The organism is Actinoplanes siamensis, from assembly GCF_016862395.1.
Classification (GTDB): Bacteria; Actinomycetota; Actinomycetes; order Mycobacteriales; family Micromonosporaceae; genus Actinoplanes; species Actinoplanes siamensis.
In genome coordinates this window covers 128707-153226 of the sequence record NZ_BOMW01000023.1, presented here as the reverse complement: position 1 = coordinate 153226, position 24520 = coordinate 128707, and the positions used below count along the sequence as shown (strand labels likewise).

The 24520-nt window shown below is 69.5% G+C and carries 29 protein-coding genes; 14 read left to right on the top strand and 15 right to left on the bottom strand.

Annotation, left to right across the window (positions count from 1 at the left end):
• The first annotated feature begins 146 nt into the window (after positions 1–146).
• Positions 147–374, top strand: a complete 228-nt coding sequence (locus Asi03nite_RS12915) for a hypothetical protein (protein ID WP_203679512.1) — start codon at positions 147–149, stop codon at positions 372–374.
• Between the two features lie 1231 nt (positions 375–1605).
• Here the strand turns inward: Asi03nite_RS12915 and Asi03nite_RS12910 are convergent.
• Positions 1606–1974: a peptidoglycan-binding domain-containing protein gene (locus Asi03nite_RS12910; RefSeq protein ID WP_203679511.1), complete on the bottom strand. Its 369-nt coding sequence runs from the start codon at positions 1972–1974 to the stop codon at positions 1606–1608.
• Positions 1975–2360: 386 nt separating this feature from the next.
• A complete protein-coding gene (locus tag Asi03nite_RS12905; protein WP_203679509.1) occupies positions 2361–3113 on the bottom strand; it encodes a TetR family transcriptional regulator in 753 nt (250 codons plus the stop codon).
• Positions 3114–3119: 6 nt separating this feature from the next.
• On the opposite strand from Asi03nite_RS12905, the gene Asi03nite_RS12900 reads away from it, so the two are divergent.
• Complete coding sequence (locus Asi03nite_RS12900) at positions 3120–4040, top strand: alpha/beta fold hydrolase (protein WP_203679507.1); 921 nt, start codon at positions 3120–3122, stop codon at positions 4038–4040.
• Positions 4041–4506: 466 nt separating this feature from the next.
• Here the strand turns inward: Asi03nite_RS12900 and Asi03nite_RS12895 are convergent, their stop codons facing one another.
• Together Asi03nite_RS12895 and Asi03nite_RS12890 are read right to left on the bottom strand one after the other, a co-directional pair.
• Complete coding sequence (locus tag Asi03nite_RS12895; RefSeq protein ID WP_203679506.1) at positions 4507–6285, bottom strand: DUF6461 domain-containing protein; 1779 nt, start codon at positions 6283–6285, stop codon at positions 4507–4509.
• A 225-nt stretch (positions 6286–6510) separates the two neighbouring features.
• Entirely contained in the window at positions 6511–8064 is a 1554-nt protein-coding gene (locus tag Asi03nite_RS12890; protein WP_203679503.1) for a GGDEF domain-containing protein, read from the bottom strand.
• A gap of 347 nt (positions 8065–8411) precedes the next feature.
• On the opposite strand from Asi03nite_RS12890, the gene Asi03nite_RS12885 reads away from it, so the two are divergent.
• Positions 8412–9143: an alpha/beta hydrolase family protein gene (locus Asi03nite_RS12885; RefSeq protein WP_203679500.1), complete on the top strand. Its 732-nt coding sequence runs from the start codon at positions 8412–8414 to the stop codon at positions 9141–9143.
• Positions 9144–9348: 205 nt separating this feature from the next.
• On the opposite strand, the gene Asi03nite_RS12880 is transcribed toward Asi03nite_RS12885, so the two are convergent.
• The 4 genes from Asi03nite_RS12880 to Asi03nite_RS12865 all read right to left on the bottom strand — a co-directional run bounded on the left by Asi03nite_RS12880 (position 9349) and on the right by Asi03nite_RS12865 (position 11581).
• Complete coding sequence (locus Asi03nite_RS12880; RefSeq protein ID WP_275409377.1) at positions 9349–9810, bottom strand: substrate-binding domain-containing protein; 462 nt, start codon at positions 9808–9810, stop codon at positions 9349–9351.
• Positions 9811–10039: 229 nt separating this feature from the next.
• Entirely contained in the window at positions 10040–10942 is a 903-nt protein-coding gene (locus Asi03nite_RS12875; RefSeq protein WP_203679498.1) for a TIGR03619 family F420-dependent LLM class oxidoreductase, read from the bottom strand.
• The gene (locus tag Asi03nite_RS12870) at positions 10939–11085 is read right to left on the bottom strand and encodes a hypothetical protein (RefSeq protein WP_203679495.1); all 147 of its coding nucleotides are present in this window, start codon (positions 11083–11085) and stop codon (positions 10939–10941) included. Before Asi03nite_RS12870 ends, Asi03nite_RS12875 begins: the two co-directional genes overlap by 4 nt.
• 79 nt (positions 11086–11164) lie before the next feature.
• A complete protein-coding gene (locus tag Asi03nite_RS12865; RefSeq protein WP_239102646.1) occupies positions 11165–11581 on the bottom strand; it encodes a MerR family transcriptional regulator in 417 nt (138 codons plus the stop codon).
• A gap of 296 nt (positions 11582–11877) precedes the next feature.
• Here Asi03nite_RS12865 and Asi03nite_RS12860 point away from each other — a divergent pair, with 296 nt between their 5' ends.
• Positions 11878–12456, top strand: coding sequence for a dihydrofolate reductase family protein (locus tag Asi03nite_RS12860; RefSeq protein ID WP_203679492.1), 579 nt, complete (start codon positions 11878–11880; stop codon positions 12454–12456).
• Here the strand turns inward: Asi03nite_RS12860 and Asi03nite_RS12855 are convergent.
• A complete protein-coding gene (locus tag Asi03nite_RS12855; protein ID WP_203679488.1) occupies positions 12438–13148 on the bottom strand; it encodes a helix-turn-helix domain-containing protein in 711 nt (236 codons plus the stop codon). The two genes, Asi03nite_RS12860 and Asi03nite_RS12855, sit on opposite strands and share 19 nt — an antisense overlap.
• A gap of 78 nt (positions 13149–13226) precedes the next feature.
• On the opposite strand from Asi03nite_RS12855, the gene Asi03nite_RS12850 reads away from it, so the two are divergent.
• A complete protein-coding gene (locus Asi03nite_RS12850) occupies positions 13227–13484 on the top strand; it encodes a hypothetical protein (protein ID WP_203679485.1) in 258 nt (85 codons plus the stop codon).
• Between the two features lie 51 nt (positions 13485–13535).
• On the opposite strand, the gene Asi03nite_RS12845 is transcribed toward Asi03nite_RS12850, so the two are convergent.
• Positions 13536–14165 carry a hypothetical protein gene (locus Asi03nite_RS12845; protein ID WP_203679478.1) on the bottom strand — a complete coding sequence of 210 codons (630 nt, stop codon included), beginning with the start codon at positions 14163–14165 and terminating at the stop codon, positions 13536–13538.
• Complete coding sequence (locus Asi03nite_RS38890; protein ID WP_203679476.1) at positions 14152–14304, bottom strand: sigma-70 region 4 domain-containing protein; 153 nt, start codon at positions 14302–14304, stop codon at positions 14152–14154. The genes Asi03nite_RS12845 and Asi03nite_RS38890 overlap by 14 nt, the downstream gene beginning before the upstream one ends.
• A gap of 549 nt (positions 14305–14853) precedes the next feature.
• Between Asi03nite_RS38890 and Asi03nite_RS12835 the strand changes: the two genes are divergently transcribed.
• The 3 genes from Asi03nite_RS12835 to Asi03nite_RS12825 all read left to right on the top strand — a co-directional run bounded on the left by Asi03nite_RS12835 (position 14854) and on the right by Asi03nite_RS12825 (position 16005).
• Positions 14854–15009, top strand: a complete 156-nt coding sequence (locus tag Asi03nite_RS12835) for a hypothetical protein (RefSeq protein WP_203679474.1) — start codon at positions 14854–14856, stop codon at positions 15007–15009.
• A gap of 139 nt (positions 15010–15148) precedes the next feature.
• Positions 15149–15412, top strand: a complete 264-nt coding sequence (locus Asi03nite_RS12830) for a hypothetical protein (protein ID WP_203679471.1) — start codon at positions 15149–15151, stop codon at positions 15410–15412.
• Between the two features lie 68 nt (positions 15413–15480).
• On the top strand, positions 15481–16005 hold the full coding sequence (locus Asi03nite_RS12825; RefSeq protein ID WP_203679469.1) for a GAF domain-containing protein: 525 nt from the start codon (positions 15481–15483) through the stop codon (positions 16003–16005).
• Positions 16006–16549: 544 nt separating this feature from the next.
• On the opposite strand, the gene Asi03nite_RS12820 is transcribed toward Asi03nite_RS12825, so the two are convergent.
• The gene (locus tag Asi03nite_RS12820) at positions 16550–16966 is read right to left on the bottom strand and encodes a hypothetical protein (protein WP_203679467.1); all 417 of its coding nucleotides are present in this window, start codon (positions 16964–16966) and stop codon (positions 16550–16552) included.
• 138 nt (positions 16967–17104) lie between these two features.
• Here Asi03nite_RS12820 and Asi03nite_RS12815 point away from each other — a divergent pair, with 138 nt between their 5' ends.
• Positions 17105–18169 carry an NAD(P)/FAD-dependent oxidoreductase gene (locus Asi03nite_RS12815; protein ID WP_203679466.1) on the top strand — a complete coding sequence of 355 codons (1065 nt, stop codon included), beginning with the start codon at positions 17105–17107 and terminating at the stop codon, positions 18167–18169.
• Positions 18170–18199: 30 nt separating this feature from the next.
• Here Asi03nite_RS12815 and Asi03nite_RS12810 read toward each other — a convergent pair whose 3' ends face one another.
• From Asi03nite_RS12810 to Asi03nite_RS12800, 3 genes are all read right to left on the bottom strand, one after another.
• Positions 18200–18901, bottom strand: a complete 702-nt coding sequence (locus Asi03nite_RS12810; protein WP_203679465.1) for a uridine kinase family protein — start codon at positions 18899–18901, stop codon at positions 18200–18202.
• 111 nt (positions 18902–19012) lie between these two features.
• The gene (locus Asi03nite_RS12805; protein ID WP_203679464.1) at positions 19013–20422 is read right to left on the bottom strand and encodes a hypothetical protein; all 1410 of its coding nucleotides are present in this window, start codon (positions 20420–20422) and stop codon (positions 19013–19015) included.
• Complete coding sequence (locus Asi03nite_RS12800) at positions 20419–20766, bottom strand: PadR family transcriptional regulator (protein WP_203679463.1); 348 nt, start codon at positions 20764–20766, stop codon at positions 20419–20421. The genes Asi03nite_RS12805 and Asi03nite_RS12800 overlap by 4 nt, the downstream gene beginning before the upstream one ends.
• Before the next feature lie 569 nt (positions 20767–21335).
• Here Asi03nite_RS12800 and Asi03nite_RS12795 point away from each other — a divergent pair.
• The 5 genes from Asi03nite_RS12795 to deoC all read left to right on the top strand — a co-directional run bounded on the left by Asi03nite_RS12795 (position 21336) and on the right by deoC (position 24517).
• Complete coding sequence (locus Asi03nite_RS12795; protein ID WP_203679462.1) at positions 21336–21809, top strand: hypothetical protein; 474 nt, start codon at positions 21336–21338, stop codon at positions 21807–21809.
• Between the two features lie 204 nt (positions 21810–22013).
• A complete protein-coding gene (locus Asi03nite_RS12790) occupies positions 22014–22754 on the top strand; it encodes a metallophosphoesterase family protein (protein WP_203679461.1) in 741 nt (246 codons plus the stop codon).
• Positions 22755–22779: 25 nt separating this feature from the next.
• A complete protein-coding gene (locus Asi03nite_RS37805) occupies positions 22780–22908 on the top strand; it encodes a DUF6461 domain-containing protein (protein ID WP_239102645.1) in 129 nt (42 codons plus the stop codon).
• A 179-nt stretch (positions 22909–23087) separates the two neighbouring features.
• Complete coding sequence (locus Asi03nite_RS12785; RefSeq protein ID WP_203679460.1) at positions 23088–23816, top strand: GntR family transcriptional regulator; 729 nt, start codon at positions 23088–23090, stop codon at positions 23814–23816.
• Positions 23813–24517, top strand: a complete 705-nt coding sequence (gene deoC, locus Asi03nite_RS12780) for a deoxyribose-phosphate aldolase (protein WP_203679459.1) — start codon at positions 23813–23815, stop codon at positions 24515–24517. Before Asi03nite_RS12785 ends, deoC begins: the two co-directional genes overlap by 4 nt.
• The last annotated feature ends 3 nt before the right edge of the window (positions 24518–24520 follow it).

Here is a 24520-nt window from a genome sequence, read left to right as displayed (position 1 = left end):
AATCGTCGGCGATCACCGCGATCGTGCTGCCCGGCCGAGACCGGTACAACGCCACCGCGTCGGCCTTGAACTGTGCGGGATAGTGCTTGTTCGCCATGCTGTTCCAGGACTCCTGATCTACCCGGACCTCAAGATCCAAGGTTCAGGTGTCCAAGATCAAGGGGGAAGGCCCCACCACCTACGGAAAGCGCATCGGCTGGCAGTGGGACGGCTGCAACCAGAACGATTTCATCCCGTACAAGCTGAACAACAGCTACCCCGGCGGCGTTCACCACCAGACGGTCTTCCGGTGGACGAGCAAGCTCTTCTTGGTGGACGACATGACCGAGCAGATGAGCGTCTGGGGGCACTACGACGGCTCATGTGATCACTAGTCACACTTCGGCAAGACGAAGGTGTACCACTACTGCTCAACATCCGAGACGTAATACCCTGATGGCTGACTAGCCTGCCATCGAGCCGCTCGGAGCGACCAAGAAACTCGTCGTTCCGAGCGGCTCAACGCATCGCCGACAGCTTCAACAGCGCCCAACTGAGCACTGGGAGCTCGTCGACAACTCGCGAACGGAAATACGTGGATCTTTCAACTACGCCCGCACTGGCAGCCATGGCCATATCGGCCCTGATCTGGCTCGCCGCATCAATAGACGCTCTGCGCCGCCCAGCAATGAGATGGAGCGAGCAAGATATGAGCAAGCGCTGGTGGACCGGCATGCTCATCATCACGGCGATAACCGGACTGGGCCCAATCGGCGGCCTACTCTACTTCATCTTCGCCTTCCCTCGGCTTAGGCGCGGTCACCCTCAATCTTGATACGAAGCGTGTCTGACCGGACCGGCGCACCGTAACGATGAAGGGGTCGGATTCAGCACCTTCACCAGGTGCCTCTGGCCGGAAAACCCTGGTCCGGTGAGGTCGTAAAACGTGATTATCCTATGCAGCAGATAGTAGAATTCGGCCAGATAAGCCGTGAGTTCGTCTTTAACTGGAGCCGTGCATGACTACAATATGGCAGTATGCGGAGGGCTGGGGCCAGCGGAAGCGTTGCTGGCGTGGAGTGCGTGCTAATTGCAGGCCGGCTTGCTGATCGCCGCCAACCCGGACGCAGCCGAAGCGTTCCTGCGGGTAGCGGCAGCGCTGCTGGACGGAGAATGAGTCGTTCGTGAAGGCGGCGAGGGGCAAGCCAGATCAGTAACCGGCTGTGCAGGGAGTTCGGTCAGCCGTGCAGAGGACCTAGTGATCCGACACACACCGACCGCCGGACAGGCCCCGATCCGTGCCACGAATCGTTCCGCAATAATCGTTCCGGAATGCTGGTACGGAGATGATTTCCGGTGTGATTCGGACATGACGACCAGCGCCCGCACCCGCAACGCGGACTGGACCTACGGTGGACCTTGGCGGCGCGGGCGATGGATGCGACGGACAACTCGTCGATCGAGTCGGACGTCGATCTGACCGTCCTGTGCACGGTGGTGAGAATCGGTGATGGACGACCCGGGCGTGGTGGCGGGAGGCGGAGTGCTGTGATGGATTTGGTTGCCGTGATACGGCACAGCCCTCACCGGAGAGTGCGGTGAGGGCTTCCGGGTGTCGTGTGTGGGTCAGCTCGCGCGTCCGCAGGGGGAGTCGCCGACGAACGGGTGGTTGATGGCGCGCCGAGTTTGCGGTCCGTAGATGCCGTCGGCGTTGGTGCCGGCCTTTGTCTGGGCGCGCCGCAGGGCGTCTTCGGTGTCCGCGCCGAAGACGCCGTCCTTGGCGATGCCCGCCTGGTAGCAGGCCACCAGTGTTCGCTGGAGCTGCTTGACGCCGTCACCGCGGTCACCGCGGCGCAGCACGCAGTCGGTGTTGTGGTTCGCGGCCGAAGGCAGCAAGGCCCCCGCGACTTCGGTGAACGTGGTGCAGGTCGGGCGAGCGGCGGAGGCCGGCGCGGTGGAGAGGGCGAGAGCTGCCGGAACGGCGAGCGCCAGCATCGCCGACGCCACGGCTCCGCGCCGCTGAAGGGCAGAGAAAGTAGACATATGAGTCCCCCCGCGTAGATGTAGTGCCCGGTTGAAGGTCGGCAGTACCTCCGCCTTCTGGTCCTAAGTCTGCTCGAGCCGGACGGCCGGAGTAGGACGGCGGGGACAGGTGGCACAAATGGGGGAGGAGGTCGGCCTGAGCGTTGGAGACCATGGCCAGCTCTGGTGGTACGTCGAGGAGAGCCGTGGGCGATGACGCTTCGGACCTCAACGCGCCGCTGTGGCCGACCGAGCGGCTTCTGTTCCGCGGCGACCCGCTGCTGATGCAGCTGCTGGACACCGCCGACGCCGGCCGGATAGTGGCTCCCCAACTCGCCGACACGGAAGCCGGACCCGAGTCAACGGCTCTGGAAACGACTGTCGGTCGCCGTCGAGGTGTGCAGATCGTGCCCGCGAGCTTGTCCCGGCGATGGTTGCTGTCGTTCATCTGTGTTCGTGCCGGTCGCGACGAGCGGTTGTGGGACCTGCGCCGGGATGGACGATTCCTCGGCGCGGAACAGGCGGCCGAGTTGATCCTCGAGGATCCGCAGCGCTGCGGCGCCGTCCCGTTGCCCGCCCAGCACGCTGGAGCCCAGGCCGTTGGTCAGCGCGAGCAGCGCGGCCGCGGTCAGCGCCGGGTCCACGTCGGCCGCGACCTCGCCTGTCTCTTGGGCTGCGGCGATGTGTTTGGCCAGCAGTGATTCGACTTTGTCGGGGTAGGTGGCGCCGTGCCGCGTGGCCATCTCCGCCCCCTCGCCGCTGAAGAGCAAGGTGTAGAAGCCGGTGTAGGCCCGCGTCACCCGAACGCTCTCCTCGTCGGTCGGCAGGACGGCCGTGAGCGTGCCGTAGACGACGGTGCGTGGGGTGACTGGGCCGAGCGCCCGGATGCTCGCCGACACCCGCTCGGTGAGCTGCTCGGCGAGGAAGGCGAGCGCGGCCAGCAGCAGCTGTTCCTTGGTTTGGAAGTAGTACTGCACGAGCCGCAGCGAGACGCCGGCCTCGGTGGCCACCTCGCGCATGGTGGCCGACTGCAGGCCGCGCGTGCTCGCTATGCGCAGCAGGGCCTCGCCGATCTGCCGCCGTCGCTGCTCATGGTCTACCCGTTTCGGCACGCCTTAATGATACGCTCGTATCAAACAAGATGTTGGACGGAGGCCACGATGCCGATCGGCGAGTTCCGCAATGATCAGGCCCGCGCCCGCTTCTTCACCGTCTACGACGATCTGTTCGACCGGCTCTGGCCGGCCTCGTCGGTCCAGTTCGATGTGGTCACCGCCTTCGGCGCCACCCGCGTGCACCGGCTCGGTTCCGGCGAGCGGACCCCGTTCGTGCTGCTGCCGGGCTCGGGCGGGCCGTCGCTGATGTGGCATTCCTACGTCGGCCGGCTGGCCGCATCCCGCCCGGTGATCGCGATCGACCCCGTCGGTGAGCCCGGCCCGTCGGTCCAGACCCGTGCCATTGACAACGGCGACGAATGGTCCGCATGGCTGGACGAGGTCCTCACCGCGCTGGACGTCGGCCGAGCCCATCTGGTCGGCACCTCGTACGGCGGGTGGATCGCCCTGCGCCACGCATTACGATCACCGGACGCGGTCGCGAGCCTGGCGCTGCTCGACCCGGGCGGCTTCGGCAAGGTCAGCCCGAAGTTCATCGCCTGGATAATCGCGTGCGGGCTGGCCAGCTTCACGCCCGGACCGATCAGGCACGCGCTGGCTCGGCCACTGCGCAACCTCGCCTTGCGCGAGGACGAGGTGATGCCACTGGTCAAAGCCTCCTTCGGCTTCCGGCGCAAACGCATCCTGCCCACCCCGTTCACCGCCGACGAACTCGAACGGATCACGGCGCCGACGCTGGTGCTGCTCGGCGGCCACAGTCAGCTGTACGACGCCCGGGAGGTCGCGGCCACGATCACCGCCCACATGCCGCACGCCGTCGCTGAGATCATCCCCGAAGCCAGCCACGACCTGGTCCTCCGGCATCCCGACGAACTCGCCGCACGCATCGTCACCTTCGCCGCGGACACCCTGAGCCACCCTTGAATCGTGTGGCGACGGGTCGCCACCGGAAATCCGGGCACGGACACACTTGAGTGGCATAGCCCTCATGAGGACGAAGTCCGCTGGCCCGCGGACACGCCTTGATGGCAAAGAACAACGATGGACCGCTGGCTTTCGAACTCACCGACAGAACAAGGCCGGCCCCCGTCGGCGGAGGCCGACCCCCGAGGATGCTCGGCCCGAAGACGATGGCCGCCGGCCGCTACTGACGTAGCTGGACACGAACCTGTCGCCCGGCCGGACACGATGATGGGATCTGGCGCACTTCAAGTGGGGCTCATTACACATCGTGACGAACCATCGAAGGCGAAGTGGGTGTTGCCTGCGGCAGATCCGTGCCCTGGACCAAGTGGTGCACGCGTGCCGCGAAGCGGCCTATGACAAGGCTCCCCACGCCGAGGCCGCGATCGTGTGCCGGCCCGCGCCGGCGATGCCTGAGCCGGCGGTATCAGGGGTCGATACGGTAACCGATGCCGGTGGCCTCGATTGCGGCCAGGTCGGTGGCGGTGAAGGCCTGGCCGGTGAAGCGTTCGACCGCCACCAAGCCCTTGTGCGCGCGGCTGCCCGGCCCGGCGAAGTCGAGGTCGGTGAGGACTTCGATGACTTCCGGCGGAGCCTGGTCGTTGCCCCATGGTTCGAAGCTGGCCAGCAGCGCACCGCGTTCGGCGAAGGACAGCCGGGTGGCGGCGTTGACGTTCCAGAACATGCTGGCCGCCCGGCCGTGGGCCGACGCGGCGCGCAGCACCGACGCGTTGGAGCCGCGGTAACCGTTGTCCTCCACGACCACGACGGCGTCACCGGCGTCCAGCGCGGTGATCCACTGGGGTGCCGGGCCGCCGGGGCGTGCGGTCAGGATCTGTTGTATCGGGTCGAACGGTTCCGGCCGGTCCGGATCAGCGCCGAAGGCGCGCAGTACGCCGGCGAGCGGCAGGCCGGTCACTACGGTGATCGTCGCGGCGACGGCGAGATGGGTCCGGCCCACCCAGCGGTACGCGTGTTCTGGTGGCACCGGCCGGACCGGTTCGCGTTCGCCGCGCAGCCGGTGGCCGAGTAGGTCGAAGCGACGGTGCACCGTCTCCGGGCCGGCGGGCGCGGACCAGACGGTCAGCCGGTAACTCTCGTATGCGGCGTCCCGGTCGTCCCGCCCGCGGGCGTGCACGCGCACCCGGTAGTCGCCGGGCCAGGGCGGGGTCAGGTGGGCCAGCGCGGGACTACCGGCGTCGCCCGGCGCGACCATCGACGCCCGGCCTTCGGTGGCGTGCCAGCTCACCTCGACGACGTCCGGCCAGTGCGGGTCCACCTCGGCAGGCGCGTCGGCGAGCACGGCGACGTCGACGGATACCGCTCCTTCCGAGATCCCGGTACGGATCACGATGCCGCCGTCGACGACGGTGACCAGGCCGTTATCGGAGAAGTCGGCGTCCGGGCAGGTACCGCGCTCGGACAGGCCGAAGCGGTGGCCAGCCACGACGGCTCGGCTGTGGGTGTGACGGGGTAGTACGTATTCGGCGCGGATCTTGGCCAGTAGCGCTTGCGGGTACGCCTGAGGCATCGGCAGTTCGCGCAGTAGCAGCGCGGCGACGCCGGTCGCGAGGCCGACGGTGGCGGGGACCCGGTCGACGAGCGGGGCCGGGTTGATCTGATGGATCACGCTGCCCGCGACCGCCACCGCCAAGGCCAGATGCGCGGCCCCGTGCCGGGCGGCGAGGGCAGGTTCATCGGCACCGTCGGGCGTCGTGGTGAGCAGAGCCGCGACGGCCGGTTCGGTGGTGACAGCGCGAGCCAGGATGACCGTACGGCCGGCGACACCAGGGTGCAGCCGTTCCAGTAGTGCTACGGCTTCCACCGCGTCGCTCTGCCCGCCAGGGTTGCAGGAGACCATCATGTACCGGGCCTCGGGTGGCCGCCCGGGCACCCCGTCGGTCAGGCCCGGCGCAGCACTCCACTGCTGGCCGGCGAGGAACAGCTCGAGGGCGCCGAGCAGTCGTTCCGCGGTCGGGGCGCCGACAGCGCGCAGAGCGACGACGGCCGCGGCTTCTTCGCCGGCTCCCCCGGGATGCCGGGCCGGCGAGGGCCGCACGGACACCGCCACCGACCGCCGGGACTCCCTGGTCTCCCTCTCCTCCGGCACGCGCAGCCGGCCCAGTAGACGGGCGGGCGCGGCAGGAATCCGTTCGATCAGGGCCGGCATCGCCGTAGCGGTGAAGGCCGCCAGCTCATCGTTCACCGGTCCATCATGGACCATCACCGAGCCGGACCCGGTCCGACGACTCGGATGTCGGCCGAGGCCGTGATCTTCCAACGGCGGTGTCGTCGGCAAGCCGCTGTGTGGATGCGGGGCAGCAGCGCCATCAGCGGCGTGATCGCGCGCAGCGCGGCGAGGGTGAAAAGCTCCCACGGCGAATCATCTCGGTGAGGACGGGCTCCGTGCTCTCGACGCTCATCGCCACAGCTATGACGGGTGGACTCCCGGCCATCCCGTGGCGCGACCGGAGCTGAGGCCAGGGGTAGGCGTGGGGCTTTCCGGTCCAGGCCAGCGAGGCGATGGCGCAGGGTTGAGGGAGGCCCGCCGCGCGGTCTTGTGCCGATACATGTCGGCGTCCGCGGCCGACATCAGCCCGTCCGCACTCGTGTCCGCGCCACTGCCGTACGCAACCCCGACGGTCACCCCGAATGACAGTTCGTGCCCCTGCCACACGGCTGGTGCCGACGTCGCGTCCTCGATCCGGCGCCTCAGCACGTCCGCGTCACCGGCCGTCGTGCCGGTGCCCAGGATCAAGAACTCGTCGCCGCCGATCCGGGCCGCGATGTCCTCACCCCGCAGCGTGCCGCGCAGCCGGTCGGCGAACACACGCAGCACCTCGTCGCCCGCTTCGTGGCCGTACTCATCATTGATAGCTTTGAATCTGTCAAGATCGCAGTAGAGAACCGCCACCCCGGCGCCGGACCGGACCGCCTCCTCCAGCAGGGCGAAGAACCGGCGGCGGTTGACCAGCCCGGTCAACTCGTCATGGTGCGCCTGGTAGCGCAGCGCCTCCTGGTCGGCGGTCCGTTCCGCCATCAGCAGCCCGATCCGCGAGACGACCAGCGGGATCACCAGCAACGTGCCCAACGTCAGCAGCATGCTGTCCGTGGTGCCGCCGAACAGTTCGGGAACGCTGCCGACGACCGGCACCATCGCCAGCACCAGCCCGAGATACGACAGCCGCACCGGCCGCAGACGGCTCCGGCGCCACCCGGCCGGCTGCGTGAACTCGGTGGAACTCGGGTGCAGTGCCGCCGCGGCCAGCCCCAGATAGCCGATCATCGCGAACAGATCCACGAACGGGGAGTAGTAGTCACTTCCCGGCCGGGTCGACAACAACGACGACACCACGCTGACGACGGTCGCGCCCATGCTGACGAAGAAGTAGATCAACGACGTGCGGGCGGTGCCAGCGGTCCGCGCGATCCGCAGCAGCGCGCCGAGAGTGCCCATCAGCAGCAGCATCTTCAGCAGATAGATCCCCTGGCTGGAACCCGTCACGTCCAGTTCGAGCAGGTGCGGGCGCAGCACGAACTCCCACACCGGGGTGATCAGTCCGACGCCGAGCAGGGTCGCGTCGATGATGCCGCCACGGTCGCCCTCACCGTGTTTGCGGATCACCTGCAACGCCGACAGCATGATGCTGCCGTAGGCCAAGACCTGGAGTATCAGGTTCGCCGGCCCGTCGGCCCCGACGTCCCGACCGAGACCGAGCTGCACGAACCACAGGTAGTTGAAGACCGTGAACAGCACCGACGCCGCGAGCATCAGATACCAGGCGGCGCGGTTGACGATCCGGTTGATCCGCATCCCGACGGCGACCCCGGCCGCCGGGAGCGCGCCGACCACCGTCACCACACCGAGCCGTACGGCGAGGCCACCGAACGCCCACGCGGCCACCGCGACGAGAACCAGCACGCCGAACCCGGCATGCACCAGGTTGCGGTGCAGACTGGCACCGCGTTGCCGGCCGATTCTCATGATCTGCACCATCGGTCGCCCCGGCCCCGACTTGAGTAGCCGTCCACGCGATAACCGTGGCGACGGTCATGCGAGGATCGGGTTCGCTCCCAGCATTCTGCCGATCTCGAATCGCGACCTACTTGCGGAGCGTCAGTCTGACGCGGATCGAACCGTCATCGAGGGCGGCGCATGGGCCGGTACGGAACTGTAGGAAGAACGAGAGCAAGCTTTGATACGCTCTGCGTCGCCGTGCGCTGCTGCAACTGAGGAGGTGAGACCGATCAACGCTACGACAGGTCGGGGCTCCCTTCTCTGCATGGCCTAGGGAGTGCCCGCAGAAGGCATCCCGAAAGGGTGGAAACGCTATGCGCTTCACCTCACAGACGTCGTCCGACGGCATCTACGAACAACTCTTCGCCCTCGGCGAGATACCCGGCGTGCTGTGGACGCCGGACGGTGCCGCCGGTAACCGTCCTCTGATCCTGATGGGACACGGCGGCGGTCAGCACAAGAAAGCCCCCGGCGTCATCGCCCGTGCCCGTCGCTTCGTGGTCGAGTGCGGTTTCGCCGTGGTGGCAGTCGATGTTCCCGGCCACGGCGACCGTCCCAAGGATGAGGAGTACAACCGGATAGCGACCGAGAATCAGGCTCGCGTGGAGGCCGGAGAGGATCTCGCTCCGCTGATCGCTGGTTTCCAGGCACTGGTAGCCCGCCAAACGGTCCCGGAATGGCGGGCGGTCCTGGACGCGGTCCAGGAACTGCCCCATGTCGGGGCCGGTCCGGTGGGCTATTGGGGCGTGTCGTTGGGTTGTGGACTCGGCGTTCCGTTCGTTGCCGCCGAGTCACGGGTCCGCGCGGCCGTTCTGGGCTTGGGCGGGGCGCTGGTATCAGCCGAGGCAGCCGCGCGGATCACCGTCCCGGTGGAGTTCCTGATGCAATGGGACGACGAACGAGTGCCGCGGGCCCAGAGCCTGGCTCTGTTCGACGCCTTGGCTTCGGCCGAGAAGACGCTGCACGCCAATCCCGGCGAGCACGGGGAAATCCCGGCATTCGAGCTGGACAGCACGCTGCGCTTCTTCACCCGACACCTCGGCTGATACCGCTGTCTCGTGGTGCGACGCGCCGATCGGTTTCCGTTCCCGGCCGGCGCGTGCCTGCGCCGTGGGACGGCGTGGCGACAGGGTTGAGGTTAGCGAGGCAGGACGTCCGCGGGATTCCACCTCGAGGAAGGCCGGTCCGACAGGCGGAGGAGCAAGAGCAGGCCCGCCGGTACGCTCCCGGCGCCCTCCAGTTCGCTGGTGATCACGCGGGCGGCGCGGTGCTCTCCCGGACGACCAGATCCACGGGAAACACGATGCTCCTGGGGGTGTGCGGTGTCCCCGTGCGGGCGTCGGTGATCGCCGCGGTCAGCGCCGATGCCGCCGCTCGCCCCTTGGCCTCGATGTCCTGGCGCACCGTCGTCAGCGTCGGGCGCAACCGGGTGGCCAGCGGGTTGTCGTCGAAGCCGGCCACCGACAGTTCGGCGGGCACGCGGATGCCGAGGTCCTCGGCGACCTGGAGGACCGTGTGCGCGATGGCGTCGGAGAAGCAGAGGATGGCGGTCGGCCGGTCCGGACGGGCGAGCAGCAGCCGTGCACCGGCCCGCGCCCCCTCGGGATCGGTCGCGGGTTGACGAACCACGACCGGTTCGATTCCGGCGGAGCCGAGCGCGCCTTTCCGCGCTTCTCCATATCGGTCCGGAACCGCGTGCCTATACCGGTCCAGCCGGCGGATACCCGTACCACCACGAGTTGCGCGGAATGGCTCACCGCCAGCGTTTGGATCGGCGTGCCCCGCGGGGAGAAGCTGAGGTTGGGACTACTGACGGTTGTCATGTGCTGCGGTCGTGCTCGACGTGGAGGACCACCAGGGCTGCCGCGACCATCTTCCAGGGAGCACGCAGCCGTCGGCAACTGGTTGATCGAGGAGGTGGGAGAAACGGCCGGAACGCGTGTCAGGTGGGCGAGTCTGATCCCGTCACCTGAGGCCGTACCTCGGTATTGAACCATTCGAGGGCCTCAATCAATCGCGGACCGTCGATCGGTATCCACAGCGACGCCATCGTCACACCCGCCTGGGCCAGCAGGCTGAGATCCTCGACCACCGCCTCGGTGCTCGTCCCCGTGCCGCCCAGCAGCCGGCCGGGCACCGGGCGTACCGGGGTGAATCCCGGTGGCACCAGGAAGGCGACTGTGCTGATCTCCACCGCGGACGGGTCCCGGCCGGTCGCGGCGGCCAATTCGTCAAGTCGACTGCGGAAGAACCGTGCGTCGTCCGCGCTGATGCCGGACCCGTGCCAGCCCTGGCCGAACCGGACCGCGCGCCGCAGCGACGGCTCACTGTGCCCGCCGACCCAGATCGGCGGGCCACCGGGCGTGGCCGGGCGGACGCCGAGGACCGCCGTCCGGAGCTCCGCGAAACGATCCGGCAGCTCGGACGCCGTGCCCGCCCAGAGCGCCCGCATGATCTCCAAGCTGTCGTCGGTACGGCGGCCCCGTAACCGGACCGGGACGTCCACCGCGGCGAACTCCCGCGGATTCCAGCCCGTGCCCACGCCCAGCGCCAGCCGGCCCCCGGAGAGCGCGTCCAGAGACGCCACCTGGTTGGCCAGCACCACCGGGTGGTAGTAGGGCAGCACGAGCACGCTGGTGGCCAGGCCGATCCGGGTCGTGGCGCCCGCGACCGCGGAGAGCAGGATGAGCGGATCCGTGGCGGCGCCGTGCTGATTGGCCAGGAGGTGGCTGGACATCAGGACGTGGTCGAAGCCCAGTCGCTCCGCGTCCCGGGCGGCGCCGACCGCGGCCGCTTCACCACCCCGCGACCAGAACGGCGGCTCCAGGGAGACTCCGAACCTCACCGCGCGCCTCGCTGCTTCCGGTCACCGGCCGCGCCTATGCCGCGATCCCAGGGCCGCGCGAACGCGATGAGCAGCGCGCCCAGGATGCCGGCGCGGGCGCGAGGGCGCCGGCCAGCACCGGCTTCGCTGTTGTCGATGGTCACGGGAAGCCTCCAGGAGGAGTCGGTTCGGGCAGCATGGGGCTGACCCGGCGGCACCGGGCCTCGAGGTTCGGGGTGATGTTCAGGAATCGGCGGGGACGGCGTACTCGCGCACCAGCGCGGTCCGGGTCGCCGCCAGCTGGACGGCCAGCCGCTCCCGCAGGTCCTGCAGCGCCGCGATGCGGCGATCCAGCGAGGCGAGACGGTCCCCGGCGATCCGGACGGCGTCCGGGCACGGTGGCAGCGTGCTCAGCGGGCGGTCGAGGCAGCCCTTCTCCAGTGAAAGCCGGATGTCTTCCACCGTGAGCCCGGAATCCAGCAGTTCCCGGATGTTGCGCACTCTGACGATGGTCAATTCGCCATACTGCCGGTAGCCGTTGGCTGCCCGGCTCGGAGCGATCAATCCCTGCTGCTCGTAGTAACGCAGGGACCGGGGGCTGGCTCCGCAGCGATCGGATAGTTCTCCGATACGCATTCCGATCATCGTCCCCTCATGCATGGGATCGAATCTAGAACCTTGACACTAACGTGAAGGTCAACACCGCCGTCCGCCCCGCATCGGGCCGACCAACGCGTACCCGACTGAGACCAGACGGCCCGTTCGCAGGCAGCAAACCCACTCCCGCCCCGAACCGCCTGATCGGCGGTTCGGCGCCGCATCCGACCTCGCGCCGTGGTCATCCCACGAGTGGAGCCCGACCGCCTCGCGGGTGTCGTTTCCGTACAAGACGGCGGCTGGTGATTCTTCCTAGCCTGGCCGGAGTAGTTCGCGTCCATTTACTGGGGAGTGACATCATGCGCGATCTTGTCTACACCGGTTTCCTGTCGCTCGACGGCGTGCTGGATTCCCCGGGCGGCGGACCGGGCGAGGGGCACCGCAGCGGCGGCTGGGTGATCAAGGACATCGAGGTCCTGCCCGAAGTCCTCTCCCTCAAGGGCGAGGAATTGAAGGACACGACGGCCTTGCTGTTCGGCCGGCGCAGCTACGAGCTGTTCGCGCCGGTTTGGCCCGACTCGGCGGACCATGCCGCCTACCAGGAGCTGCCGAAGTACGTTGTGTCGACCACCCTGGCCGACGATGCCCTCGTCGACGGCTGGGGCCCGACGACGATCCTGCGCTCGACCGAGGACGTCGTCGAGCTCAAGAAGAGCGAGGGCGGTGCGATCTTCATCCACGGGAGTGCTGAGCTCGCTCGCCGCCTCGCGGATGCGGGGTTGATCGACAGGTACAACTTGCTGCTCTTCCCGGTGCTGCTCGGTGCCGGGAAGAGTTTGTTCAGTCGGGCGGACAACGACAAGCAGAAGCTTCACCTGCGCGAGTCCGAGGCCTACCCGAACGGTGTGCTCAAGCTGATCTACGACGTCGTTCGCTGATTCAGGTCCAGCGAGATCGCGCCACGGATGCCTTCCCGGAGTTGCCGTGCCGTGTGCCCGATGTACTGGCGCAGCGCGCGGGCCAGGTGCGGCTCGTCGAAGTATTCGAGTCCGGTGACGACGTCAGCGACCGGCATGCCGGCGGTCAGCAGGATCGACGCCTTTCTGGCACGTTCGATCTGCCGCACGGCACCCCGGGTGAGCCCGGTCGCCGTGCGGAATCGGCGTTCGACGGTGCGTTGCGAGACCTCTGGAACGTGGCCGCGCCGGACCTCGGCGACGAGCGGATCACGGACGACGACACCGGCGCGGACAAGGCGCTCGACGAGCGCCTCGGCATCGTCGGGGCCAGGGGTCTCCCACCGGAGGCCGTCCAGCCGAAAGGTCCGGTGTGTGGTGTCGGGCAAGTCGATGCCGCCGTCGAGCAGGGTCGGGGTCGGCGCGTTCCGCAGCGAGGTGCCCACCGCGAAGTCGATGCCGAGAAAGGTCGCGCCGTCGGGCACAGGCGCGGTGCTGGACCTGCTCTCCGGACCCGTGACGCTCGCGTAGGACCTGCCCTCGCGCCGCCAGAACACCAAACCCCAGCGCACCGCCGCGACGGAGGTCATCTCGAAAACCTGCTCGCTCGTCGAGGTCCACACGGACTCCACCCACGGCGAGTCGGACGCACGCGTCTCGAAACGGAGAGTCACACAAGCAGGGTAGGCGCAGCCACGCGGCAATCGGAAGATCTTGGGACGCTACCCCGGCATCCGGAGGGAGAGGGATTCATGCCCGACGGGCCGAAGAACGTCGTGGACGTCGCCCGGGAACCCGCAGTGGTGGAGCCGGTGGCATCGGCGGGGTCCGAGGTCTGCCGGGTGCGTCGTGGTGGCCGTCAGCCGATTCTGGTGAACCCGGAACAAGCTCTTTACGAGGTGCAGAGCGACGAGACGCTGGTCGCGCCCACGACCGTCGCCCAGGAAGCGCCCGCTCTGCTCGAGGAACAGAGCGTCGATGAGGTCGCCGACGAGGTCGCCGGCAGCTGATCCGCGGCATACGCGTCCCGGACCCGATGCACATCGGGTCCGGGACGTTTGTCATTGCAAGCCAAGATCGTCAAGTGTGGCGGGGCTGAGCGAGACGGGGTTGTCGCTCGCCGCCGTGATCCCGCCGTCGGCAACGGTGTAGTAGCCCTGGGTCGTGTTGATCAGATTCCAGTGGCTCGCATCGCGGCGTTGCAGCAACAGCACGTATTCACCACCGGTGTGCAAGCCGGCCGGGGTCTCCGGGACGCCCGCGGTGTAGACCACCTCCAGCGGCGTACCGGCGACCGGGGTGCCCTTGGCCACCGCGGTGACTCTCATCGTCGCAGCGGTCTCCGCCGCGCCGTCGGCGTCGTAGCCGCGAGCCGATGTCATTGTCGCCCGGACGATCGCCTCCGCCCGGTCCTCCAACTCCGCGGTCGTGGCGAAGAACGGCTCATCCGCGGTCGGGCTGACCGCCGGCTCACTCAGCAGCCGAACACCGGCCACACCCGCCCCCGCGACGAGCAGGACGGCGGCTGCGCCCACAAGCACCAGCCGGCGGCGGCCGCGACCCGTCGGCCGCGGTCGGGGTCCGGCCGCGCCGACGATCTGTGCCAGGCGTTGCTCGGCGCGCGAATCGCGGACGTCCTCGCCGTTCGGCACCGGATTTGACACGGACATGAGTTGCTTAACGGTGCGCACGGCTACCCTCCGTAAGAGTCGTGAAGTGTCTTTTGAAGGTCTGGCGGGCCCGGTGCAGGTTCACCCAGACCGCGCCGGAGGAGAGTTCCATGAGTGCGGCGATTTCCGCAGTGCCCAGTTCATTCCAGTAGCGGTACACAAGGATTCGCGCTGCCGTACGGGCAGCGCCGCCAGCACTCGGCAACCGTATCGGCCGTGGCGCCGTCCGACTCGTCGCCTGCACGCACGGCCGCCTTCCGATACGCCTCGTCGCGCCGTTGCGTTGATCTCCTCACCCCTTCATGTCGCCACTGCCGCAGATCCTTACGGCGTCCCTGAAAAAGACCGGCCTTCACAAGCCGAACGACGCGATCGTCGTACGCCGACGCTCCGGGCGTACGACGATCTCCAGCAAAAGGGTTGGCGAGTCGCTGAATCCGCGCTCTCGTACCGGCGGTGCCGCAGCTCAAGGCGCTGGCCAGCGTACTCTCTGCAGGGTGCACGCACAGAACAGCGCGCAGCCGGTGGTCCGGCCGGGCGCACCGGCCGCGCGCCTGGTGTCGGGCATCGCTGGCCGTCCCGGTTATCGTCGGCGCCGGGCCGAGGTTGCGGCTCGGTTGCACCGCTAAACCACGGGGGTTGCCCGGTCGATGGAGAGGGTGATGGCGGCGGGGGCAGCTGCCGCCCCTGATGCTGAAGGACCACGTTGATGGTGCGCACCCTTGATGTGCGCCGCGCCGGGTATCCGGCCGGCGGCTGGTTCGCCGACCTCCCCGTCGCGGTGAAGATTTTCGCCGCGGTCGGCGTCGTCGCGCTCGCCGCGGCGACCGGTCTGCAAGACCTGGTCCAGCGGTTCCATCACTGAGCTTGACCGGCCCGTTTTCGCGGGCCGACCGGGCCCACACCGGCCCGGCCAGGGCCACGGTGAGCCCGCGACCGCAGCACCTTGCAACGGCCAGCACTCCCGCCACGCCGTTGACCACCACGGAGGCGAGGACACCGGCATGACCATCCCGAGATACGACTACCAGCAACCCACCCAGGCCGATCTGCTCAGCGCGCTGACCACGTCCGTCGGCGCCGACGCGGCCAAGGTCCTCGTCGAGTTGGCCGCCAGGCGGGCCGGCCGCCCCCAGCCGGACAGCCCGGACGAATTGGTCCCCATGATCGAGTACCTCATGGAACTGGGTGATCTGCTACGCGTCACGGCCCGCTCGGAGAAGATCCGCGCGGTGACGTACCGGGCCCTGCACGCCGCGGGCGGATGAGCAGACTTTCGCCCCCGACACGACACCAGCCAGGCACCCGAGCACTGGTGCCACCGAGGAGACCCCGCATGTCCGCCGTCATCCGCCCGCCGCACGCACTGACCGATCCCACCCGGATACGGGCTCTGGCCAGCATCGATTTCGACAACCCCGCCCTGCGCGCCGCCCTGGACAAGATCGCGCAACGCACCGCCGCGCTGACCGGCCTACCGGTCAGCATGGTCACCCTGGTCCTCGACACCGCCCAGCTGATCGTCGGCTCCTGCGGCCTCGACGACAGCTGGATGACCGCCGCCGGCGGCACCCCCGTCGAATGGTCGTTCTGCGCCAACACCGTCACCACCGGCCGGCCCTACGTGCTGCCCGATACCGCCCACTCGGAACAGGCCGCCAGCCCCCTCGTGACCGTCGACGGGATGGCCAGCTACGCCGGCGTGCCGATCACCCTCGCCGGCCACATCGTTGGCGCGCACTGCGTCATGGGCCTGACGGCCCAGCCGTTCACCCCCGAGCAGCTCGACCAGCTCCGGGGCGCAGCCGCCGAGATCAGCGATCTCCTGCGGCAGTTCAGCCAGCCCACGTCTGCGAACTGACCCCCTCGGTTTCCCGGTCCCGGGCCGCGAGGTAGGCACTCCAGTCGGCTCAGGCCCGTCGGCTCCCATCGTCGGCCGTGCCCGGCGCCAGGGCGCGGTGGGTGGCGTACCGTGCTGCCACCCACACCCGGCGGGATGCCCACTACTCTCCGGGGCCGCCCTGGTCGGCTCCGCCGCTCGGAACCCAGCGTGATGCGCCGGGTCCGTGTGGGCAGTCGATGCGGGCTTCCAGAGCGGCCCTCGTCGTGATGTGGCCTGGGCGGCGAATCTACAGTGGCGGCTGACCGGCGACCGGCATGGCGAGCGGGCCCTGCAGCGGGTCGGTGAGGTCGCCGGGCTGGGCCTCTCTCTGTTGGGAAACTCGATCGGCGGAAACGGCGTAGCCAGGCGGGTCCGGAGGTGACCCGGCGCGCCGACGCCCGCCGCCGCTGAACGACGACGACGGTGGCGCCCACGGCAGCCGCGGCGGCGACGAGCGCCTGGCTATCTCATCGCGTACGAGGGTGGAGGCCCACCATGCTGGTGGCCGAGCTCGACCAAAAAGTCAGTCGCGCGAGGAGGCGTAGGCGAGCCCGATCGCCGCGGCGTCCTCGGCGACCGCGGCCGGGATCGCGAAGTCGTGGTCCTGCGCGTAGGAGCGCCAGCGCGCCCCCGCGTAGCTGGCACCCGCCGCGGCCAGACCCGCGACGACCGCCGGAGCGAGCATTGCCGCACCGCGGCGGCGGGCCAGGGCCGCGCCGGCGAACGCTCCGAGCAGCACCCGGCCGCCCAGCAGCGCCGGCGCCAGGCGGCTCGGTGCCTTGCGCGACTTGTCGAAGACGATCTCGCCGAGAGCGGCGGCACCGGCGGCGACCCTGATCCAGCCGCGGTTGCGCAGCGCCAGGCGCGCCAGCGGCGTCATGCTGCGGGCGCCGGCCGAGGCGCCCAGGATCGCGGAGCGGAGCAGAACGCTGTCGGTCATGCCGGCGACTTGCCCGCACAGGCGGCCGTCAAACAGCCGGTCTGCCGGCTCGCCGGGTCCGGCTGTGTCCCACGGCTGCCTGCGACGGCCCCAGACACCTCTGGCTGCCAGCCGAGCAGCGCTGATAGCGTCGCCGGCATGCGGGTTGCGGTGATCGGTGCAGGCGTCGTCGGACTGTCGGCGACCGCGGCGTTGCTCCAGCGAAGCGCCGACGTCTGGTGCTACGAGGCGGGTGAGCCGATGGGCGAGCGCTCGACCGGTCACACCCGGATATTCCGGCTCGCGCACGTCTACCCGGACATGGTGGAGCTGGCCGCGCGGTCCCGGTCGCTGTTCGCCGCGTGGAGCCAGCGGGCCGGCACCGCGCTGGTCGACGAGGTCGGCACGGTGGTCAGCGGCGCCGGTGCCGGCGAATGGGCACAGGCGATGGCCGCGGCCGGGGCGGCGCACGAGGTCGTGGAGGCGGGTTCGCCGCTGTTGCGGTTGCCGGCACCGACGTTCGCCGGGCCCGCGCTGATCGATCCGGCCGGCGGAGTCATCCGGGTGGACCGGATCCGGGCGTTCCTGCTCGCAGTCGCCGGCGATCGCCTCCGGCACGCTCACGTCGACGCTGTGCAAGAAACCTCCGCGGGTGTACGGGTCCGGGCCGGCACCGACGTGGACACCTTCGACACCGTGCTGATCTGCGCCGGTGCCGGAACGTCCGCGCTTGCCGCCGGGGTGGGCATCGACATCTCGCCGGCGCTCGAGCACCACCTGCGGGTCAGCTTCCCGGTCCGGCCCGGGGCGCCGGAGCCGTTGCAGTGCTGGATCACCGGGGCTGCCGACGGTGTGCTGGGCACCTATCAGCACCTGGCTGCGCATGGCAGCTGGGCGGTCGGTGGTGACGTGGACCCGGCGCTGGTGGGCTGGGGCGGCGGGCGGGAAGCCGCGGAACGGGCGTCGGCGGAGATCATCACCGCCTACGTCGCCGAGCATCTGCCGTTCGTCGAGCCGCGGCCGATCGCGACGGTGTACTGCACGCACGATCCGGACCTCGGGGACGGGCTGCAGTTCCGGCGCCGGGGGCGGGTGCTCACGACGTACGGCGAAAATCTCATGAAGTTCGCTCCCTTGCTGGGGGAGATCCTTGCCGAGGCGTGCCTGGACGGGTCGACGCCCGCCGACGCCGGACCGGGTGCCGCGCGCGTCACGGCCGGCTGAGCGCCTCGTGGGCCGTGGCACCGTTCAGGATCAGGTCACGGGCCCACCGGGGGTGGAGCCTGGAACGTCGGAGTCGGAGCTCCAGCCGGGTTCAGCGATCAGCAACGCGCCCTCGGCGTCGTAGCCGACGATACGGTCGGCACGCTCCCACGGCCGGTCGGCAAGGTAGAACGGGATCTCCTCGGTCTGCCACTCGTCCCAGTTGCGCACGGCCTCAGCCTCGTCGAAGCCGTGTAGGGCCATGTCGCGCGGCAGTGCGCGGCGCTTCGCCTCGTGGAAGTCGAACTGCACCCATACGGTCGTGTCGATCAGATGCGTCAGTTCTCGGCGCGACGCGCCGCACCCTTCGACGATCACCGCCGGCGCTGTGCTGGAGACCTCGACCCATCCTGTACGCCCGCGCGGCGCCCACGCCGGAGGCTGGTAGCGGACGTCACGTCCAGCGTGCAGCGGAGCAAGAACACCGTCGATCATCAGATCGTCCCAGCCGAAACGGGAATGCCACCAGGCGATGTCGTCGGTGTGCACGACCTGTGCGCCGGAAATCGCGTCACGCAGCCGATCGGCGAGTGTCGACTTACCGGAGCCGCCCCGGCCGTCTACGGCGATGATGCGTGGACGAGCGGCGGTGCCCGTGTCGAGCAGATCGCGGTCGAGCAGATCGCGGGCGAGGACGTCGATCCCGCCGGCCCGCCGCAGGTCGGCGATCGGCTCGCCAGGTCCGGGATACACGCCCTCAACGTAGTCGGTCTCGAAGCGACCGGCGATAGTTCAAGACCCGGACAGGCGGGGACCCCGCCGGAGGCCCATTGCCCTGCGCCTTTCGCGTGCCGCCGGTCGGTGTCAGGAAGCGGCGTGCCGGACGGCCACCACCCCGGGTAGATTGCCCACCTCGGCTACCAGTCCCTCGAACGCGCCGGGGCTGCTCAGCTCGAGCAGCCAGAACTGGGGCAGCGTCGTCCGCGAGGCGCCGTTGATCCGTCCGCCGTCGCAGTACGCGTCCCGGAAGTCCTGGTCCGTCACATCGGCGGACCAGGCCATGGTCCGTACGGACGGCACGTGCCAGATCGCGGCCTCGGCGATGTTGCGCTGTTCGTCGGAGGCGTCCTGGGCCACGTAAACGCGGGCCAGCAGGCTGGATGCGACCTCCGCGGCCGGGAGGTCGGCTGGCGGCCCGGTCGGGGTGCATCCCGGGCGTGCCCAACCCGGCCAGCCGGTCATGGCGCCCACCGTGACCAGCACGAGCGTCGCCGCCGCGAAGGCCCGCGGCCGGGCCGGCAGGGCGGCGGTCGCCAGTGCGAGCAGGCCGAGACCGAGCGCCAGCGTGGTGGGTCCCTGGGACAGTTGATCCAGGGTCGTCCACAGCGCGCTGCCCTCCAGAGAATCGGGCTGCGAGAACAACAGGCAGATGAACAACAAGCTCAGCGCGACCACCACCACCGCTGACCAGGCGAGCGCGGCCGCGCCTACGGACCGCCCCGGGTGGCCCTCGCTGCGGCGGCTCGCCCAACCGAACATCAGCCAGCCGACGCACGCGGCCAGCAGCGCGCCGGGCACCGCGAACCAGGCCGGCCATGGTGGTGTTGTCCGGGACAACTGGAAGCCGGCCGAGCCGTCGGCGTCATACCACGGGCGGTTCTTCACGTAGTAGGCGCTGTAGACCAGGGTCAGCCCGCCCCGGGTGGCCGAGAACCCGGCGCTGGACGACGGCTCGTCGTGGTCCTCGTCGTAGGAGACGTCGTCGCGGATCTGCCAGCCGGCGCCGGCCAGGCGGTCGCGGACACCCTTCGTGTACGCCAGCACCTCCCGGGTTTGCGCGGTGTTCCGCACCCAGTACTCGGCGAAGCCGTAGATCTCGCCGCCGTCCGCGCCGAAGGCCGGCACGAACGGCGGCGCGTCGCCGCCGCCCAGCACCGGCAACCCGGGGAAGGCGGTCGCCGTGAGCCGTTCCGCCTCCGCGCCCGAGGGCAGCGGCTTCTGCAGCGCCCACCCGAGGCGGGCGCTGCCGGCCGCGCCGAGCAGACCGCAGACGAGCATGACCAGGAGAGACAGAACGACCACGCCGGTGCCGGCCGGTCGGCCGAGGCGGGCGCGCAGCCCGAAGCGGGCCAGGTTCACGATCTCCGTGGTGGTCGGTCGGACACGGCCGGGTGGCGCGCACTCCAGCAGGGTGCCCAGCATCTCGGCGCGGCGCGGGCCGGGTGGATAGAAGCGAAGCACGCGGGTGTACCGCCGGGCGAGCCGGTCGCTCACGACGCGCCCAGGCTCAGCCCGAGCCGGCGCCGGGCCGACAGCTGCGCGGTGGCCACGGCGACGGCCGCCCGCCGCCGCTCGGTCTCGGCGTCCAGCGCGGCGGCGCCGTCGGTGGTGAGCCGATAGTACCGTCGCGGCCGTCCGTCCACCGTCTCCTCCCGGTCCGCCTCGATGAGGCCGAGCGCGGTGAGCCGGTCGAGGGCCGCGTACAGGGTTCCGGCCTGCAACGTCACCTGCCCGCCGGACAGTCGATCCACCTCCCGGATCACCCCGTAGCCGTGCCGCGGCTCGGGGGCCAGGGCGGTGAGGACCCAGAAGCTGGGATCGCGCATCGGTTCGGCCATGCCGTCAATATAAAGATGATCTTCACATGGGGCAAGATGGAGCCGGCGTCGATATCCGGTCCGGCCGGCGACGTCGAGGTGCGCCAGCTCCAACTCCCCGGACCCAGCCGAGCGCCTACCGGGCGGCGCCGCCAGCCGCCACCCCCGCCGAGACCCGCCGCCCGGGCGTCCCGGTCCCGCGACTGGAGGTGGCCGAGCCTTGGTTCACCGCCGAGCCGGCGATAGTCGGAAGGCCGTTCCCCGGACTCTCAAGTCGGTCGCCGGACCACCGATGGGACCCTCCGCCAGTGCCGACTGCCGGAGGAAGTGACTTGACGCAGCAATCTCCGCGCCACGGTGTGATCACCATGCACCCGCGCGGTCGCCGCCGCCTGCGCCCGATGTGGGCTTGGGTCGGACTCGGCGTCACGGGTGCGTGCGCAGCCGCCGTGACGCTAGTCGCGACTACCGGGTCGCCGGACCCGGCGACCGAGGCGCTCCCCGCCGAGACAGTCACGGTCGCCACCTCGGCCCCGGCGAGCCCGCACGCCTCGGCGACGCCCGTGACCTCGGCATCACCGGAACCGGGCGTGACGACGGAACCGGCTGTCCGAGTCGTCGCCCCCAGCACGACCACGGCCTCGCCCACACCCACGCGGAAGGCGCCGGCCAGACCCAAACCGACGGCCACACCGAAACCGACGGCGAGCCGCTACCGTGCCACGCCGGCCGAGATCTATGCGGCTGAGGTCGCCGTCAAGAAGGCCCAATACGATCTCGACTACCTGCGGTACAACGGCGGCGGGGGACCGACCACCGACGAGCAGGTGGCGGTGCTGACGTATGAGGTCGACCGCAAGAAGCAGGACCTCGCGGACCTCAAGGCCGGCACCCCGGGTATCCGGCACCACAAGCTCGACATCCGCGAGGCGCGGGTCTATCTCGCGCTGGCCCAGGCGCGCTTCGAGTGGGCGCTGAACGACCCCTCCTACACCGACCTCGACCGGGATCAGTTGTACGCGATCATCCTCCAGTGGACCGAGCGCCTTCAAGAACTCCAGTGACCTCCCGGAAACCGAGTTTTCCGGTGGTGTCCCGCTTGGGCCGTTTCTTGCTCCCGGTTGGTGGGACGCGAGGCCAGCGTCGTTCTCGGCGGTGATGCTCTTGTTGAGCGACGGGTCGACGGGCTCAGACCCACGTTTGGTGGAGCTGTCGCTCCGCGTTGTCGGGTCTGCTCGCGCCTGACTCGGTCAAGTAGCCTGCCCGCTATGCGCATCGCCGTGATCTCTGATCTCCACGGGAATCTTCTGGCTCTGGATGCCGTGCTTGCCGACATCCAGGACCGCACGGCTGACAAGGTGGTGAACCTCGGCGATCTGGTCTCTGGCGGGCTGGCTCCCGCCGCGACGGCCGACCGATTGATGGAACTGGGCCAGATCACCGTGCGCGGCAACCACGAACGGCAAGTACTCCGGAATCCCTATGAGCAGATGTCCATGTCCGACCGGCTCGCACATGACCAGCTCACCGAAGCCCACCGCGTCTGGTTCGCTTCCCTGCCGTTGACTGCTGAGATTGCGGCCGGCGTACTGGCCTTTCACGGCAGTCCGTACAACGACGTCGTCTACTTGCTCGAAACAGTCGACCCGGACGGTGCCAGGCCCGCGACCGAGCAGGAGATCACGGCCAGACTCGGCGAGTACGCGACGTGGCCGCTACTACTGTGTGGCCACACTCACCTCCAGCGGCAGGTGCGGCTGGGCACGGGCACGCTCATTGTGAATCCCGGGAGTGCGGGCTGGCCGGCCTACGACGACGACGAGCCGTACCCGCACGTCATGGAATCAGGCAGCCCACATGCGCGCTACGCGATCGTGGACAACGCGAGCGGACGCTGGGAAGCCGAACTTCTGGCCGTGCAGTACGACTGGGAAGCCGCGGCCAGGCTGGCCGAAAGCAACGGGCGTCCGGACGTTGCGGTGCAACTGCGTACTGGCCGGGCCCGTTAGTTCGCGGCCGTCGTCGGGTCTGCCGATGCAGCGCCTGACGGGCGTACGGATCAGTCTTGAGCTCCTGGAGAACGCCAGGTTCCGGTGCGCCGCGGTACCTGATCCGCACTCGCTGGCCCGGATGCGCGCCAATCCCGACCGCATCGGCCCCTGACGGTGGAGGAGCCGGCGGACCGCCTACGCCGCCGATCCAGACCGTGACGAAGAAGATGAATGGCCGCAGAGTCCGTGTCGAGGCTGTGACCTCGAGTCCATCGGGCGAACGCGGCCGCCCGTGGACGCCACCCTCTTCGTGTGCAAACATCTAGGTTGTCTAGACGACCTGGGGGAGTGATGGCGAAGACGCCGCTGTACGTGCGGATCGAGCGGGAACTGCGCGCCCGGCTCGCTCCGGCGAAGCCCGGCGACGTCGTACCGGCCGAGTCGGTGCTCGCGGAGCAGTTCGGGGTCGCCAGGATGACCATCCGGGCAGCGCTCAACGCGCTCGAAGACGACGGTCTCATCGAGCGGATCCAGGGCCGGGGAACCTTCGTCCGGCAGCGGCCGGAGCCCCGGGCCGCCGGAACGTTGATGAGCTTCCAGGATCAGGTCCGCAGCTGGGGCCGCACGCCGTCGTCGCACCTGGTCGAGGCCGAGGTGCGTACGGCCGCCGCGGCTGAGGCGGCGGCCCTGCAGCTGACCGCCGCGTCACCGCGGGTGGTCTCGATCGTGCGGGTGCGGCTCGCCGACAACGTTCCGCTCGCCGTCGAATACGCCTGCTTCCCGGCACACCTGAGCAGCCTGCTCGACGTCGACCTGGAGGCCGGCTCGCTGCACCGGGCCCTGCACGACATGGGACTGCGTCCCACCCTCGGCTCGTCCCGGCTGACCGCGCAGCGCGCCGGCACCGACGCCGAGCACCTGCAGGTGCCGGCCGACGAGCCGCTGCTGGTCGAGACCCGGCTGATCGTCGACCAGCGCTCGGCGCCGCTGGAATACACCGTCAGCCGCTACGTCGGCGACCGCTACGACCTGCACGTCACCTTCGACGTGCAGCCACCCCGGACCGGAGAACCCCGATGAACATCGCCAAGATGATCGACCACTCGCTGCTGCGCCCCGAACTGAGCACCGACGACGTCCGGCGCGGCTGCCGGATCGCCGGCGTACGCCAGGTCGCCTCGGTCTGCGTACGCCCCTCCGACGTCGGCCTCGCCAAGCACGAACTCGCCGGCACCGGCGTGCTCGTCGGCACCGTCGCCGGCTTTCCGCACGGCGACACCCTCACCACGATCAAGGCCGCCGAGACCCGCGCCCTGGCCGAGGCCGGCGCCGACGAGATCGACATGGTGCTGCACATCGGGCGGCTGCGCAGCGGCGACACCGCATACGTACACGACGACATCGCCGCGGTGGTCGCCGCCGCGCAGGGCCGCGTCGTCAAGGTCATCCTGGAGAACGCCTACCTGACCGACGAACAGAAGGTCACCGGCTGCCGCCTCGCCGAGCAGGCCGGCGCCCACTTCGTGAAGACCAGCACCGGCTTCGCCCCGGGCGGCGCCACCCTCGCCGACATCCAGCTGATGCGCGCCACCGTCTCCCCGCACATCCAGGTCAAGGCCGCCGGCGGCGTCCGCGCCCTCGACACCCTGCTCACCTTGCACCAGGCCGGCGCGACCCGGTTCGGCGCCACCGCCACCGAGACCATCCTCGACGACCACGCCGCCCGCGAACGCGGCGAGCGACCCGCCACCGTTACGGCTTCGACCGGCGGCGACTACTGAACC

Bases quoted from the DNA above. Each gene is read 5' to 3' on its own strand.
- Asi03nite_RS12815 (WP_203679466.1), top strand. From the start codon at position 17,105: ATGCGGGTTGCGGTGATCGGTGCAGGCGTCGTCGGACTGTCGGCGACC.
- Asi03nite_RS12800 (WP_203679463.1), bottom strand. From the start codon at position 20,766: ATGGCCGAACCGATGCGCGATCCCAGCTTCTGGGTCCTCACCGCCCTG.
- Asi03nite_RS12830 (WP_203679471.1), top strand. From the start codon at position 15,149: ATGACCATCCCGAGATACGACTACCAGCAACCCACCCAGGCCGATCTG.
- Asi03nite_RS12900 (WP_203679507.1), top strand. From the start codon at position 3,120: ATGATACGCTCGTATCAAACAAGATGTTGGACGGAGGCCACGATGCCG.
- deoC (WP_203679459.1), top strand. From the start codon at position 23,813: ATGAACATCGCCAAGATGATCGACCACTCGCTGCTGCGCCCCGAACTG.
- Asi03nite_RS12850 (WP_203679485.1), top strand. From the start codon at position 13,227: ATGCCCGACGGGCCGAAGAACGTCGTGGACGTCGCCCGGGAACCCGCA.
- Asi03nite_RS12825 (WP_203679469.1), top strand. From the start codon at position 15,481: ATGTCCGCCGTCATCCGCCCGCCGCACGCACTGACCGATCCCACCCGG.
- Asi03nite_RS12820 (WP_203679467.1), bottom strand. From the start codon at position 16,966: ATGACCGACAGCGTTCTGCTCCGCTCCGCGATCCTGGGCGCCTCGGCC.
- Asi03nite_RS12865 (WP_239102646.1), bottom strand. From the start codon at position 11,581: ATGCATGAGGGGACGATGATCGGAATGCGTATCGGAGAACTATCCGAT.
- Asi03nite_RS12835 (WP_203679474.1), top strand. From the start codon at position 14,854: ATGGTGCGCACCCTTGATGTGCGCCGCGCCGGGTATCCGGCCGGCGGC.
- Asi03nite_RS12785 (WP_203679460.1), top strand. From the start codon at position 23,088: ATGGCGAAGACGCCGCTGTACGTGCGGATCGAGCGGGAACTGCGCGCC.
- Asi03nite_RS37805 (WP_239102645.1), top strand. From the start codon at position 22,780: ATGCAGCGCCTGACGGGCGTACGGATCAGTCTTGAGCTCCTGGAGAAC.
- Asi03nite_RS12890 (WP_203679503.1), bottom strand. From the start codon at position 8,064: ATGAGAATCGGCCGGCAACGCGGTGCCAGTCTGCACCGCAACCTGGTG.
- Asi03nite_RS12860 (WP_203679492.1), top strand. From the start codon at position 11,878: ATGCGCGATCTTGTCTACACCGGTTTCCTGTCGCTCGACGGCGTGCTG.
- Asi03nite_RS12885 (WP_203679500.1), top strand. From the start codon at position 8,412: ATGCGCTTCACCTCACAGACGTCGTCCGACGGCATCTACGAACAACTC.
- Asi03nite_RS12790 (WP_203679461.1), top strand. From the start codon at position 22,014: ATGCGCATCGCCGTGATCTCTGATCTCCACGGGAATCTTCTGGCTCTG.
- Asi03nite_RS12910 (WP_203679511.1), bottom strand. From the start codon at position 1,974: ATGCTGGCGCTCGCCGTTCCGGCAGCTCTCGCCCTCTCCACCGCGCCG.